This is a genomic window from Kallipyga gabonensis, from assembly GCF_001286805.1.
Lineage (GTDB): Bacteria > Bacillota > Clostridia > Tissierellales > Peptoniphilaceae > Kallipyga > Kallipyga gabonensis.
The window spans coordinates 506,851-520,998 of sequence record NZ_CXYV01000002.1 but is presented as its reverse complement, the minus strand read 5'-3'; the positions used below and the strand labels follow the sequence as shown (position 1 = coordinate 520,998).

Sequence of the window (14,148 nt, the reverse complement as noted above, 5' to 3'; positions counted from 1 at the left end):
ACAGACGGGGGTGGTGTATGTTAGGTATTGCTTATTATCCAAATATTTGCTACTATTATGGAACAGGATATTGTTACTTATTTAACTATCCCCATTTAATCCCTTTAAGGAGGACCTATGACTTACTCAATTTTCTCTGTTCCCAACAAGATCATCCATGGCGATGGGGCCATGGACTTCCTCTCCACTTTGGACGGCGACCGTGCGGTGATCGTGACCGGCGGAAACTCCATGAAGCGGGGCGGTTTCCTTGATGATGCCAAGGCACTCTTGGAAAAGGCCGGCTTGGAAGTGGAAATTATTGACGGCGTGGAACCGGATCCTTCGCTCAAGACCTGCTTGGCGGGTGGAAAGAAGATGGAAGAATTTGGTCCTCAGTGGATCATTGCATTGGGCGGCGGGTCGGCTATGGATGCGGCCAAGCTCATGTGGGTTTTCTATGAGCACCCGGGCTATGACTTCCAGAAACTGGCCAACTTCGACAACCCACCCCTGGGCGATAAGGCCAAGATGATCTGCATCCCCTCCACCTCCGGGACAGCCTCGGAAATCACAGCTTTCTCCGTCATCACCGACACCGAAGCCGAGATCAAGTATCCCCTGGTCCACCCCGACTTCGTCCCCTATGCGGCCCTCTTGGATGCTAAGATTCCAGCAACTATGCCTCCCAGAATCACCGCCCAGACCGGGATGGACGTCATGACCCATGCGGTGGAAGCCTATGTATCCACTAATGCGGATGACTACACCGATCCCCTGGCCATCCGGGCCATCCAGCTGGTCTTCGGCTACCTGAAGAAGGCCTTCGACAAGGGCGACGACATGGAAGCCCGTGTTAAGATGCACGACGCCTCCACCCTGGCCGGCATGGCTTTCTCCAACTGCTCACTCGGGATCGTCCACTCCATGGCCCACAAGATCGGCGGCATCTTCCACCTGACCCACGGCGAAGCCAACGCCATCATGCTCCCCTACGTCATCGACTACAACCGGAAGGAAACCAACCGCTATGATGAGCTGGAGAAGATCCTGGGCATCGATGATATCGCTGAAGAAATCCGCAAGCTCAACGCTTCTGTTGGCCTGACCGCCTCCATCCAGGAAGGGCAGAACACCGTCATCAAGGAAGAGGACTTCCTGGCCCACCTGGACGTCATGGCCGAGAACGCCTTCAAGGATGCCTGCACCCTGACCAACCCACGTCAGACCTCCCCTGAAGACATCAAGAAGATCTACGAATGCGCCTACTATGGCAAGAAGGTGGACTTCTAGTCGCATGAATTTTCGCAAGGCTACCTCCCGGGACCTCATGGCCATCGGGGACATCTACGACCGGATCCATGACCATGAGGAGGCCGGCCTCCTTTCCACCGGCTGGATCCGCGGGGTCTACCCCACCCTGGACACCGCCCGAGCGGCCCTGGACCGGGGCGACCTCTATGTCCTGGTCGAGACGGGCCCGGCCGAGGCGGACCCGGAGGAAGCCACGAAGCCGAACCACGGGGGCCATGGCCCCGGCAAAGAGACCATCGTTGCCGCCGGGGTCATCAACCAAGTCCAGCTCCCGGAATATGGGGTGGCCAACTGGCAGCTGGCGGCGGATGAGGATGAGGTCCTGGTCCTCCACACCCTGACCGTGGATCCCTTGGCCAGCGGCCTCGGCTATGGCCGAACCTTCGTCGCCTTCTATGAAGACTTGGCTCGGAACCAAGGCATGAAAGCCCTTCGGTTGGACACCAATGTCCTCAACCACCGGGCCCGGGCCCTCTATCGCAAGCTGGGTTACCGGGAAGTGGGCCAGATCCCAACTGTCTTCAATGGGATTGACGGCGTCATGCTGGTCCTCCTGGAAAAAAAGCCTGAGTGAATAAGAAAACAGCCCTCGTCGAAGTCGACGGGGCTGTTTTTTTGTGGAGGGGGTCGCCGAGGGGGGCATGGCGGGCTGGGGTTGCCCTGGTTCAAGGCAGAAACGGGCTCGAGCCAGGGTCCAGCGGCATCACGCCACCGCCCCAAAGCCCCTTAATAGCCATCTCCCAGGAACGATCGACCCTGCCAATTGAGATAATCATGAGAATATCAGGGTCCGGAGCCCTGACAATTCGTAGAATCTGAAAAATATCAGGGTCAAAAAAGGCCCTGTCAAATGTACAATTCACAAGAATATCAGGGGGGATAACCCTGTCAAATGAGAGAATTTCAACAATATCAGGGCGAAAAATGACCCTGTTAATTTGGCAGATAGTGAAAATGTCAGGGGCTGAAACCCTGATATTTTGTTTAATCCAAAGAATAACAGGGTCTGAAACCCTGACAACCCGCCAAATCCAAAGAAAAACAGGAACAGAAAACACCTAGGAATTGAACAACTGATGACTTCAGAGTCCGAGGCAAGAGCCACAGCCGGGGCCGGGCTGCCCTGGCTCAAGGCAGAATCGGGCTCGAGCCAGGCTACAGCGGCATCACGCCACCACCCCGGAGTGACCTCGCCATCACCCGGCCCCATCCCACGACCCCAGGGCCGTCTCTATATCGCCATGGCCGCCTCATAGGCCTGCCAGATGGCGGTTTTGATGGTGCCGATGGCCTCGCAATCTCCGATGAGGCGGACCTGGGCGCCGGCTTGGTCCTTGGTCATGAGGGGGGCGGGGCGGTAGCCGACGGCGGAGATGACGGAGTCGCAGGCTTCTTCTTTGACCTGGTCGGAGGGGTCTTTGAAGGCGATGGCGCCTTGCTTGACTTCGACCACTGAAGATTCCAGGAAGACGGGAACCTGGTGGAGGGCGAACCACTCCCGGAGGTAGGAAGAATTGGCCAAGCAGACGCCTTTGTTGGCGATGAGGTCCTCCTTCATTTCAATAATAAAGGGCTTTTTGCCTTGGAGGGCCAGCTCATAGGCGATCTCGCAGCCGGTCAGGCTCCCGCCGATGATGGCAACCCGGTCGCCGACTTCGCGACCCCGGAGGAAGTCGGTGGCTTCGATGGTCCGGTCGAAGCCGGGGATATTTTGCAGGACCAGGGGCTTGCCGCCGGTCGCCACAATGACCGGCTGGCCGCCGAAGTCATGGTCGGGCCGGATGTCCTGGTTGAAGTTCACGGTAATGTCCAGGCGTTCCATTTCCCCCCGATACCATGCCAAAAGGTCCCGCATGGGTTTCTTATAGCCCTCGGCCCCGCCCGGGATGACGACACCGCCAAGCTCGCCGGTCTTCTCATAAATAATAGGCTCATGGCCCCGGAGCTTGAGGACCCGGGCCGCCTCCATCCCGGCCACCCCGCCCCCGATGATGTGGACGGTCTTGGGCCGGTCGGTCTTTTGGATATAGTGCTTGTCCCACTGCATCGTTTCCGCATTGACCGCACACCGAGAGAGGTTGAGGGAGTCGTTGAGCTCCTGCATGTTGGGGGTCCCCTTCCACTTGCTCATGTTGAAGCAGGCATTGTGGCAGAGGATGCAGGGGCGGATTTCCTCCTCCCTGCCCTCCATGAGCTTGGTCACCCACTCCTGGTCGGCCAGGAAGGCCCGGGCGAAGCCGGCACCGTCGATGGTCCCCTGGGCGATCTCCCGGGCGGCGACATGAGGATCCATCCGGCCGCCGGAGACGACCGGGATGTCGACGGACTTCCGGATTTCCTTGACGTCCTCCAGATTGCAGTTTTCCGGCATATAGATGGGCGGATGGGCCCAATACCAGGCGTCGTAGGTCCCGTTGTCGCAGTTGAGCATGTCGTAGCCCGCCTCCTGGAGATGGCGGGCGGCCCAGCGGGATTCCTCCATGTCCCGGCCGGCTTCCTCCGCCTCTTCCCCGGGAAGGATCCCGGAGCGGAAGCCCTTGGTCTTGGACTGGACGGAATAGCGGAGGGAGACCGGGAAGTCCTCCCCGCAGACCCGCTTGATTTCCCGAACGATGTCCACGGCAAAGCGGTAGCGGTTCTCCCGACTTCCCCCGTATTCATCCGTCCGCTTATTGATGTATTTGAGGGCAAATTGGTCCAGGAGATAGCCCTCATGGACCGCATGGATCTCCACTCCGTCCACTCCGGCTTCCTTGAGGAGGAGGGCCGTCTTCCCGAAGGCCTCCACCATCTCTTGGATCTCCTCCACCCTCATGGCCCGGGAGGGGACCTTGTCCGACCAGCGGTTGGGCGAGGGCGAGGCGGATGCGGTGATCTTGTCCAGGTTCATGACCGGCTTGGACAGGACCCGGAGGATGGGGTTGGTGTAGAGGGTCTCCATCATGGGGGTGATGGTGAATGACCGGCCGAAGCCCGCCGTCAGCTGGACAAAGAGCTTGGCCCCCGTCTTGTGGAAGGCCGGCATCCACTCAGCCAGGTCCCGATACATCTTTTTGTTCTTATAGAGCCACTGGCCGAACATGGGGTTGTAGACAGCCTGGCAGCCCGGGAGGACCAGGCCCGCATTGTTGTCCGCCACCGTCTTGATAAAGCGGGCCCCGGTCTCATCGAAATGGTTCTTCTCCATCCAACCCAAGAGATTGGTTCCTCCCATGGAGGTCAGGACAATCCGGTTCTTGATCTCCAGCTTTCCGATCTTCCACGGGGTAAAAAGAGGGGCGAATTCCTGGTTCATCTGGGGATATTCCGGGGTCTGGTTCATAATCGCTTCCTTTCTATCTTCTGTCGCCCAAGCCCATCCTGCTTCTTTCTTCTATTTTAACCTAGAATTTTCTTTCCATCGAAAAATCGGATAGACTGAAAGGAGAAAATTGACGGGGCTCATGGCCCGCCGGCAGGGGTATGCACCGAAGGGGTTGGACGGAAGGAGTGGACGATGGCCAATCGGAGAATCAGAAGAGAAGACCTGACCCAAGAGGAGAAGATCCGCCTGGTGACCGGGATGGGGATGTGGCGGACCTGGGATGGCCAGGGAAAAATCCCCTCCCTCCTCATGACGGATGGACCCCATGGTGTCCGAAAAGAGATCGAAGGGACTCAATATGACGAAGCGGAGTCGGCCACCTGCTTTCCTACCGCCTCCTGCCTGGCCTCATCCTGGGATGCCGACCTGGTGGGCGACCTGGCCAGGGCCCTGGCGGAGGAGTCCATCCAAAAAGGGGTGGACATCCTCCTGGGCCCGGGCGTGACCATGAAGCGGACCCCCCTCTGTGGGCGGAATTTCGAGTATTTTTCGGAGGACCCCTATCTGACCGGGATCCTGGCCACCGCCTATGTACAGGAGCTCCAGGCCATGGGGGTGGGGGCCTCCCTCAAGCACTTTGCCGTCAACAACCAGGAATCCAACCGCCAAACGGCCAATGCCCAGGTGGATGAACGGGCCCTCCGGGAAATCTACCTCCGGGCCTTTGAAATGGTGGTCAAGGCGGCCCAGCCTGCCACCATCATGTCCTCCTACAACCGGCTCAATGGCCAATATGTCGGCGAATCCGCCTGGCTCCTGACCGACATCCTTCGGAAAGAATGGGGCTTCCGGGGCCTGGTCGTCTCGGACTGGTCAGCCATCATCCACCTGGATGAGGCCATCCGGGCGGGCCTGGACCTGGAGATGCCCGACTCCCTGGGCATCCACCGGGAGGACTTGGAGGAGGGCCTCATGTCGGGCCGGGTCCGGGAGGAGGACCTGGACCGGGCCGTGGACCGGATCCTGGACCTCATCAACTCCTCTCTGGAGAACCGGGACCGGTGGGCCGGTGGGCCCGGCAAGGAAGCCAAGTCCGAGGGAGCCGGCGGGGCCGCCGACCTGGCCGACCGCCACCACGACCTGGCCCGACGCATGGCCGGCCAATCCGCCGTCCTCCTGAAAAATGAGGGGGTCCTCCCCCTGGATCCCGCCCTCTCTCCCGAGATCACCGTCATCGGGGCCATGGCCCGGTCCCCCCGCTTCCAGGGGGGCGGGTCCAGCCAGGTCAATGCCCGCCTCCGGCAGGATATGGTGGAAGCCCTGGAGGAGGCCGGCTTCCGGGTGGACTATGCCCCGGGCTACCGGATGGACTCCCTGGAGGAAGACCGGGCCCTGGTGGATGAGGCCCTGGGCCGGATCCGTTCGGGCCGACCCGTCCTCTTTTTCGGGGGCCTGACCGACCTGGTCGAGGGCGAGGGCTTCGACCGGGCTGACCTCATGCTCCCGGCCAACCAAATCTCCCTCATGGACCGGATCCGGGAAAAGGCTGACCGGGTCATCTACCTCTCCTTTTCCGGGGCCCCCTATGAGGTCCCCTTTGCCGACCGGATGGATGCCATCCTCCAGGTCTACCTGGCTGGCCAGGCCTGCTCGGAGGCCGTGGCCGACCTGGTGACCGGCCGAGTCAATCCCTCGGGACGGCTGGCGGAAACATGGCCCCTCCGCTTGGAGGATGTGGCCTCCAGTCGCTACTTCGACCGGACCTCTAAGGACCTGGAGTACCGGGAAAGCCTCTTTGTCGGCTACCGTTATTTCGCCAGCTATGAGGTCCCCACCCTCTTCCCCTTCGGCCATGGCCTCTCCTACACCGACTTCGCCTACCGGGACTTCCGGGTCCTGGACCAGGGGCGGACGGTCCGGGTCCGGGTGGAAAACACGGGCCAACGGGCCGGCCGGGAGGTCCTCCAGGTCTATGTGGAGAACCCTGATCGGGGCCGGATCCAAGCCCGCCGGGAGCTCCGGGGCTTCTGCAAGGTCCACCTGGATCCCGGCCAATCCTGGGAGGTCGAGATCCCCCTGGATGACCGGGCTTATGCGGTCTATGAGCCGGGCCGGGGCTTTGTCCAAGTTGCCGGGACCTACCGGGTCCAGCTAGGCCGGTCGGTCGAGGATATTCTTATGGAAAAAGAGGTCCAAGTCGACGGCATTAGCCTTCCCGGCCATGACCGGGAGTCCTATCCCGACTTTTTCCAGGAGGGTCCCCTGGAGGTCAGCCAGGACACCTTCCGCCGCCTCTATGGCCGCCCCCTCTCCCACTTCGACCGCCAGGGAAAAGGCGACTACAGCCTGGCCTCCACCCTCAACGACATGGCCAAGACCTCCCGCATGGCCCGCCTAACCCGGGCCCTGGTCACCCGGGCCATCTACCGGATGTTCCCCAACCGCCGGCCGGAAGATCCCCAGGTCCAAATGATGATCCACGGCGCCACCACCGGCCCCATAGATGCCGTCGCCTGCCAAAGCGGGAGCCGGGCCATCTACCGTCTGATCTGCCTAACCGTCAACCTGGCCAACGGCCGCCTTTCCTTCGCCAAGCCCCGGCGGCGATAAGGCCCGGGCAAAGGAAGACTCGCACCTCACTGTTGGGCGAGCCGGGGGCTATGCCGCCCTGGCAAACGACGAATATGAGCCCCAGCCAGAGCGGGACAGGGGCGAGGATGCCCTGGCTTATGGCGAAATCGCGGCCCAGCCAGGGCGGGACAGGACGAGGATGCCCTGGCTCATGGCAAAATCGAGGCCCAGCCAGGGCGGGACAGGGGCGAGGATGCCCTGGCTAGCGGCGGATATGAGGCCTAGCCAGGGCGGGATAGGACGATGCTGCCCTGGCTAGTGGCGAAGTCGAGCCCCAGCCAGGGCGGAATAGGGGCGAGGATGCCCTGGCTCATAGCGAAATCGAGATCCAGCCAGGGCGGAATAGGGGCGAGGATACCCTGGCTCATGGCGAAATCGAAGCCCAGCCAGGGCAGGACAGGACGAGGATGCCCTGACTCATAGCGAAATCGAGGCCCAGCCAGGGCGAGCCAGGGACGATGCCGCCCTGGCTCATGACGGAATCGGGCCCCAGTCAGGGGAGGACAGTGGCAGAGCCGCCCTGGCTCATGACGGAATCGGGCGCCAGCCAGGGAAGGACAGGGCAAGGCCGCCTCATGCCTCAATCCCACCGGTTGTCTGCCATCAAGAGCCACTCCGCCGGCTTGGGCGGTGACTCCACTCCGCCCTTTTTATCGATTTCATCAGTTTGGGCGGTGGCCTCATACCGCCCTTTTCCTCGTTTTTTCCAGTTTGGGCGGTGACTCGCATACGGCCCTTTTCTTCGATTTTGCCATTTGGGGCGGAAATCCCATACCGCCCTTTTCCTTGATTTTTCCTTTTGGGGCGGAAAACCCACACCGCCCTTTTCCTCGATTTTGCCATTTGGGGCGGAAAACCCACACCGCCCTTTTCCTCGATTTTGCCATTTGGGGTGGAAATCCTCCCGGCCCTTGTGGCCCATGAGCCCCCTCATCTGGCGGATTCGGGAAATAAGGGGGCTGCCTCATGCCTCATGGCCTCATCGCCCCCCTCTCACAACACTTTCCCTCAAAAATAATGAAATAAAATAAAAAATACTGGAAATTAATTAGGAGAAGGAGTAGAATACTAGGTATTATCGTTAGGCTCGGGAGAACTTCCGGGCAGAGGAATTGGACTGTGAGAGAAATGAGGGCAAGATGAAAGAGAAGAGTAGTTTTACCGGTCAAGTGGGCTTTGTGTTTGCGGCGGCAGGTTCGGCTATCGGCGTAGGGAATCTATGGCGTTTTCCTTACCTGGCTGCGAAAGATGGCGGGGGAATTTTCCTCCTGATCTACCTCATTCTCGTCCTTACGGTAGGTTTTGTCCTGTTAACCTCGGACCTGGCTATCGGCCGGCGTACCGGAATGAGTGCCATCCATGCCTACCAAAGTATGCATAAAAATTGGAAGTTTTTGGGTGTCCTCACCTTCCTTGTTCCGGTCCTCATCATGACCTACTATGCAGTTATCGGAGGCTGGGTCCTCAAGTACATCCTCCTTTTTCTTCAGGGGGACATGGGCCAGGCCGCCCTTGATGATTGTTTTACCTCCTTTATTACCACCCCCTCCTCCCTGGTCTATGGCCTCATTTTTATGGCCATCACTGCCGCCATCGTCTTTGCCGGGGTGGAGAAGGGGATTGAGGGCGTTTCCAAGATGGTCATGCCCATCCTTTTAATCATGGTGGTGGGGATCGCCATTTTCTCCCTGACCCTGAGCTCCGTAGCGGAGGACGGGAGCGTCCGGACCGGGATGGAGGGGCTCATGGTCTACCTGACCCCGGACTTCACCGGCATGACCCTCTCCCGCTTCCTGCAAATTACCCTGGACGCCATGAGCCAGCTTTTCTTCTCCCTGAGCGTATCCATGGGGATCATGATCACCTACGGCTCCTATGTCAAGCCGGACGTGGACCTGGGCAAGTCCGTCTCCATGATTGAGGGCATGGACACCCTCGTCGCCCTCCTGGCCGGTGTCATGATCATCCCGGCCGTCTATGTCTTCCTGGGCATGGAAGGGATGTCCGCCGGTCCTGGCCTCATGTTCATCTCCCTGCCCAAGGTTTTCGCCCAGATGCAGCTGGCCGGTCGCCTGGTGGGCCTGGTCTTCTTCGTCCTGACCGCCTTCGCCGCCCTGACCTCCTGCATCTCCGTCCTGGAATCCATCGTGGCCAATGCGACGGAAATCCTCCACACCGACCGGAAGAAGACCATCCTGGTCCTCTCCGCTATCTACCTGGTCGCCACCGGGGTCATCGCCCTGGGCTACAGCAAGTTCTACGTCGAAGTTCCCCTGCCCAACGGATCCACGGGCCAGCTCCTGGATATCATGGACTACATCAGCAACAGCTTCATGATGCCCCTGATCGCCCTCCTCTCCTCCATCCTCATCGGCTGGGTGGTCAAGCCCAAGTGGATCCTGGAAGAAATGGAGCGCAGCGGACATCACTACTCCCGCAAGGGCCTTTATGTGATCATGGTCAAGTACTGCCTCCCCATCATCATGTTCATCCTCTTCCTCCAATCTACCGGCCTCATGGCCTAGGGCCCAGGATCCAATCGAAACACACAAGAAAAAACCCCGCTACAGATGGACCTGCAGCGGGGTTTTCTTTTGTCTGAAATTTAGGTATTCCTAGACCAGGGCCATGGCCGACTCATAGGCCTGGCCGGTTGCCTCCAGGATGGACCCGGCCTTGTTGATGTCTCCGCAGGCGAAGACCCGGTTGAAGTGCTTGTTATACTCATCCACCAAATCCGTCTGGCCCTTGACCCCGGTGGCATAGACGACCAGGTCGCAGTCCAGCTTGGTCTTGTCGCCGGTCTCCACGTCCTCGATCTCCGCCTGGCCGGCTTCCATGGCCACCAGCTTCTTGTTGACCAGAATGTCGACCTGGTTCTTGGTCAGGGCTTCCACCAATTTATACTTGACGGAAGGATAGACTGAATCGGCCACCTCCCCCTTCATCTCCACGACCTTGACCTGGTTGCCCAGTCCTTCTTCCGAGAGGAGCTCGGCCACTTCCAATCCGGTGACGCCGCCACCGATGACCAGGATCTTTTTCTTCTCCGGCTTGATTCCTTCCCGGAGGACCCGGTCCCAAACCAGGGTATCCATGGCCTCGGATCCCGGAATGGGGAAGACCATGGGCTGGCCGCCATGAGCCAGGAAGACCGCATAGGGCTCTTGGGCCTGGATCTCTTCCAGGGTCGCCTCATGGTTGAGGACGACCTCGATGTCCCGCTTCTCCACCTGGCGGATCAGGTAGTCCCGGTATTCTTTGATGAGGTCTTTGTGGTTGGCCATGGACGCCATGGTCAGCGCACCGCCCAGGGCCTCTCTCTTTTCATAGAGGGTGACCGCATACTTCCGGTCGGCCAGGGTGATGGCGGCTTCCATGCCGGCCGGGCCACCCCCGATGACCACGACCTTTCTTCCCTCGCCGCAGGGGTTGAGGTCTTGGTAGATGTTCTCCCGACCCAGGCGGGGGTTGATGGCACATTTGAGTCGGTGGAGGGCACCCACTTCCTTGAAGCAGTAGAGGCAGCCGATGCACTTGCGGATGTCCTCATCCCGTCCCTCAAAGGCCTTGTTGCCGAATTCGGCGTCGACCAGCTGGCCACGGGCAGAGGCGATGAAGTCGCAAACCCCCTCTTCCAGCATTTTCCCCGCCACGGCGGGCCGTTTGATGTTGTTGACGGCGATGACCGGAATGGAGACAGCCTGCTTGATGGTCTGGGCTAAATAGCCTTTCCATCCCTCGGGAATGGAGTAGGGTTCGATGATGGTCAGCCCGCTCTCATAGGTCCCGCAGCTGATGTTGAGGGAATCAACACCCAGTTTTTCCAGGGCCTTGGCAATTTCCACGACCTCGGGCAGGTGGTTTCCGTCTTCTACGAACTCATCGGCACTCAGGCGGACGCTGATGGGGAAGCCGGGGCAGACGGACTTGATCCCCAAGATGATTTCCGTGATAAAACGGAGGCGTTTCTCGAAGCTCCCGCCATATTCGTCGGTTCTTTTGTTGGTGTGGGGGCTGAGGAATTGGTTGAGCAGGTAGCCATGAGCCGCATGGAGTTCCACCCCATCCGCTCCGGCCATCTGGGCATACTTGGCAGAGGTGACGAACTTTTTGACCAGGCCCTTGCACTCTTCCGTCGTTAAAGCCCGGGGCATTTCCTGGGTCACCTGGCAGGGGATGGCGCTCGGCGCAACGACGTCCTGGCCATCCATCATGTAGGACTTGGTCTGACGGCCCGGATGGTGGAGCTGGACGAAAACCTTGGACCCATGCTTATGGACCGCTTCCACCAGGTTCTCCAAGGCGTAGACGTGGTGGAGTTTGGTCAGGGCCATCTGGTTGGGCATGCCCACCCCGTGTTCATCATCGACCCGGCAAATTTCCGTGATGATCAGCCCGCAGCCTCCGCGTGCCCGCTCCTCATAGTAGCGGATGATCTTCTCACCGGCATCGCCGTTGGCTTCAGCAAAGCCGGACCCCATGGCCGGAAGGACCAGGCGGTTCTTCAGGTGGGCCTTTCCGATTTTTCCGGGTTGAAAGAGCATTTGATTCTTCATATATCCTCCTCTAGAGTTTTCTTTTTTTGCCTATCTTTGGCTGCCGGCCTCCATGAGCCGATCGCCATGGCCAATTATTGGACGTCGCCGTAGTCGATGGGCCTTTCCATGTCGGCTTCGAATTCCCCTTGCTTGCGGATCAGGCCATCATATTGGTCGTGGGTCAAGATATAGAACTGTTCCTTGCCTAAAGCCTCGAAAACCTGGGGAATGACCTCATCCAAAGTCTTTCCGCCATCCAAAACCTGCTTATTGAAAGCGGAATAGGTCTTGTAGGTTTCGCTGTGGTACCAGGGCTCGTCTTCAATCTTGAAGCGGTCGGGCCGATGCTTGTCCGTCTCATACATCTTGGTCTGGACAAAGCCGGGGCAGAAGACGGCAATATCAATATCCGCCTCAATCTTCTTCAGCCACTTATAGACCGCCTCCGAAAGGGCTACGGCGGCGTGTTTGGTCGAGAAGTAAAGTGGGGCCGACTGGGAGGTGATGATGCCCGCAATTGAGCAAACATTGAGGATCTGGCCATGGGTCTTTTGGTCCAACATCTGGGGAAGGAACCGCTTCATCATATAGACATGGGCAAAGTAGTTGACCGAAGTGACCCAGTGGAGGTCCTTTTCGGTAAACTGGTTGATCTCGCCCAATGCGGATACCCCGGCGTTGTTCACCAGGATGTCGCAGCGCCCGTACTTGTCCATGGCCCCGTCAAAAATCCTGTCGCACTCCTCCGGCAGGCTGACGTCCGCCTGGAGAGCATGAGCCTCTCCGCCCTTTTCTCGGATCTCTTGGGCAACCTGGGCGACGTCCTCCCCTTCAATGTCGACCAAAAAGAGCTTGGCCCCCCTCTCCGCCATCCCCAGAGCCAAGGCTTTCCCAATGCCATTTCCCGCACCGGTAATGACAGCCACTTTCGATTGATAGTCGGTAATCATAGAATAACCTCCTTAAATAAGTCATGCTGAAACACGATAATACTATTGTCAAAATTTTATTGATCACTGTTCATTATAGGTTATAAAAATTATTTCTACTATTCATAAAATAATTTACCGAGTTGCCATCTTGGGCCGGCGGAGGTTTCCTCGCCCGGGGACGCCCCCCATGAGCCCCGCCCGCCCAAGTCCGCCCGGCTCCCCCTCCCCACTAAAAAAAAGCTGTATCCGGCAACCAATCGCTGGATACAGCTTCTCGTTACAAATATTCGCTAGTCGGTCTTAATGAACTCCGAAGAAGATCCAGATGATCTGGGGCATAAAGACCAGGAAGATGGTGGCGATGGGCTGGGTGGCGGCGTAGTAGGAAGATACGCGGTCATCCTGGGTAACTTCCAGAAGGGCACCCAGGGAAGGAGCCGAGGTCATGGACCCGGTGGTGGTTCCCAATGCACCGAAGAGAGGAAGCTTGAAAATATAGTAGGCCATGAGGAAACTCAGGACGGAGCTGAGGAAGGTGATCATGACGCCGGCAAAGAAGAGCTTGATGCCATATTGTCCGACGACTTCAACAAAGCCTGCACCGGCATTTGTCCCGGCACGCATAAGGAAGAAGGCCAGACCCAGGTCACGGATGAGCTGCATATTGGACTTCTTATAGGTGAAGTTGACGGGGCCAATGTGACCGAAGTGGCCCAGGATGATGCCGGCAATGATGGAACCGCCGCCTGCACCAAGAGAAACGACCACCTTGTCACCAACGGGAATCTTGAACCCGCCCAAGATCGTACCAAGGGCAATGGCCACGGCTACACCGAAGAGACCGTGGGGCTCAAAATTCATAAGCTCCCGGCTCAGGGTATCCGCAACATTTTTCGATTCGGGAACGGTCAGCTTCTCATTTTCCACGTCCCGGTCAGCTCCCATAAGCTTGGGAAGGATCTGGACCAAAAGGACCACGCCCAAAACACCGAAGGCATAAGCAATGCCATAGCCCACGCCCGGCAGAGGAGACTCGGTGAGAGAAGTGACGGACCCCAGCATAGCTGTTGAAGTGAGTGCACCGGTTCCCAGTCCCAGAGCCAACTCGATTGGAATATCAAAGAGCTTGTTCGCTAATACAATGCTCACTCCGCCGATAATGCAGGTGATGAGGGCGATGGCCAGGAATTTGACACCGTTTTTCTTAATGTTATTAACAAAGGTCGGGCCGGCCATCAGACCAATCGGGGCAAGGAACAAGACCAGGCCAATGGAGCCGAGGATGGGCGGAATTTCCGTCCCGAAGTGCCCGAAGAAGAGGGAGACAATCAAGATGGCGGAAGCACCGAACTTGACGCCCAGGATGTTCAGATGACCCAGGAAATACCCGATGGCCATAATAAGAAACATCGCAGTAATTGTACTCATAAGTCCTCCTATACTGTTC

9 protein-coding genes are annotated in these 14,148 nt (G+C 58.6%); 4 read left to right on the top strand and 5 right to left on the bottom strand.

Annotation, left to right across the window (positions count from 1 at the left end):
- The first annotated feature begins 117 nt into the window (after nt 1-117).
- Together BN2373_RS03870 and BN2373_RS03865 are read left to right on the top strand one after the other, a co-directional pair.
- The gene (locus BN2373_RS03870; protein ID WP_053942834.1) at nt 118-1,272 is read left to right on the top strand and encodes an iron-containing alcohol dehydrogenase; all 1,155 of its coding nucleotides are present in this window, start codon (nt 118-120) and stop codon (nt 1,270-1,272) included.
- Nucleotides 1,273-1,276: 4 nt separating this feature from the next.
- On the top strand, nt 1,277-1,867 hold the full coding sequence (locus BN2373_RS03865; protein WP_053942833.1) for a GNAT family N-acetyltransferase: 591 nt from the start codon (nt 1,277-1,279) through the stop codon (nt 1,865-1,867).
- 657 nt (nt 1,868-2,524) lie between these two features.
- Here BN2373_RS03865 and BN2373_RS03855 read toward each other — a convergent pair.
- Complete coding sequence (locus tag BN2373_RS03855; protein WP_053943501.1) at nt 2,525-4,588, bottom strand: oxidoreductase; 2,064 nt, start codon at nt 4,586-4,588, stop codon at nt 2,525-2,527.
- 201 nt (nt 4,589-4,789) lie between these two features.
- Here BN2373_RS03855 and BN2373_RS03850 point away from each other — a divergent pair, with 201 nt between their 5' ends.
- Nucleotides 4,790-7,207 (top strand): beta-glucosidase family protein, encoded by a 2,418-nt coding sequence (locus BN2373_RS03850; RefSeq protein ID WP_053942831.1) that lies wholly within the window; start codon nt 4,790-4,792, stop codon nt 7,205-7,207.
- 601 nt (nt 7,208-7,808) lie between these two features.
- Here the strand turns inward: BN2373_RS03850 and BN2373_RS03845 are convergent.
- A complete protein-coding gene (locus BN2373_RS03845) occupies nt 7,809-8,150 on the bottom strand; it encodes a hypothetical protein (protein WP_053942830.1) in 342 nt (113 codons plus the stop codon).
- Between the two features lie 217 nt (nt 8,151-8,367).
- Here BN2373_RS03845 and BN2373_RS03840 point away from each other — a divergent pair, with 217 nt between their 5' ends.
- Complete coding sequence (locus BN2373_RS03840) at nt 8,368-9,753, top strand: sodium-dependent transporter (protein ID WP_053942829.1); 1,386 nt, start codon at nt 8,368-8,370, stop codon at nt 9,751-9,753.
- Between the two features lie 90 nt (nt 9,754-9,843).
- Here BN2373_RS03840 and BN2373_RS03835 read toward each other — a convergent pair whose 3' ends face one another.
- The 3 genes from BN2373_RS03835 to BN2373_RS03825 all read right to left on the bottom strand — a co-directional run bounded on the left by BN2373_RS03835 (nt 9,844) and on the right by BN2373_RS03825 (nt 14,129).
- Nucleotides 9,844-11,787, bottom strand: coding sequence for an NAD(P)/FAD-dependent oxidoreductase (locus BN2373_RS03835; protein WP_053942828.1), 1,944 nt, complete (start codon nt 11,785-11,787; stop codon nt 9,844-9,846).
- 74 nt (nt 11,788-11,861) lie between these two features.
- Nucleotides 11,862-12,719 carry an SDR family NAD(P)-dependent oxidoreductase gene (locus BN2373_RS03830; RefSeq protein ID WP_053942827.1) on the bottom strand — a complete coding sequence of 286 codons (858 nt, stop codon included), beginning with the start codon at nt 12,717-12,719 and terminating at the stop codon, nt 11,862-11,864.
- A 282-nt stretch (nt 12,720-13,001) separates the two neighbouring features.
- Nucleotides 13,002-14,129, bottom strand: coding sequence for an aspartate-alanine antiporter-like transporter (locus BN2373_RS03825; protein WP_053942826.1), 1,128 nt, complete (start codon nt 14,127-14,129; stop codon nt 13,002-13,004).
- Nucleotides 14,130-14,148: the final 19 nt, after the last annotated feature.

Excerpts from the sequence above, each read along its gene's own strand:
- BN2373_RS03835 (WP_053942828.1), bottom strand. The coding sequence starts at position 11,787 with ATGAAGAATCAAATGCTCTTTCAACCCGGAAAAATCGGAAAGGCCCAC.
- BN2373_RS03870 (WP_053942834.1), top strand. The coding sequence starts at position 118 with ATGACTTACTCAATTTTCTCTGTTCCCAACAAGATCATCCATGGCGAT.
- BN2373_RS03825 (WP_053942826.1), bottom strand. The coding sequence starts at position 14,129 with ATGAGTACAATTACTGCGATGTTTCTTATTATGGCCATCGGGTATTTC.
- BN2373_RS03830 (WP_053942827.1), bottom strand. The coding sequence starts at position 12,719 with ATGATTACCGACTATCAATCGAAAGTGGCTGTCATTACCGGTGCGGGA.
- BN2373_RS03850 (WP_053942831.1), top strand. The coding sequence starts at position 4,790 with ATGGCCAATCGGAGAATCAGAAGAGAAGACCTGACCCAAGAGGAGAAG.
- BN2373_RS03845 (WP_053942830.1), bottom strand. The coding sequence starts at position 8,150 with ATGGGCCACAAGGGCCGGGAGGATTTCCACCCCAAATGGCAAAATCGA.
- BN2373_RS03865 (WP_053942833.1), top strand. The coding sequence starts at position 1,277 with ATGAATTTTCGCAAGGCTACCTCCCGGGACCTCATGGCCATCGGGGAC.
- BN2373_RS03840 (WP_053942829.1), top strand. The coding sequence starts at position 8,368 with ATGAAAGAGAAGAGTAGTTTTACCGGTCAAGTGGGCTTTGTGTTTGCG.
- BN2373_RS03855 (WP_053943501.1), bottom strand. The coding sequence starts at position 4,588 with ATGAACCAGGAATTCGCCCCTCTTTTTACCCCGTGGAAGATCGGAAAG.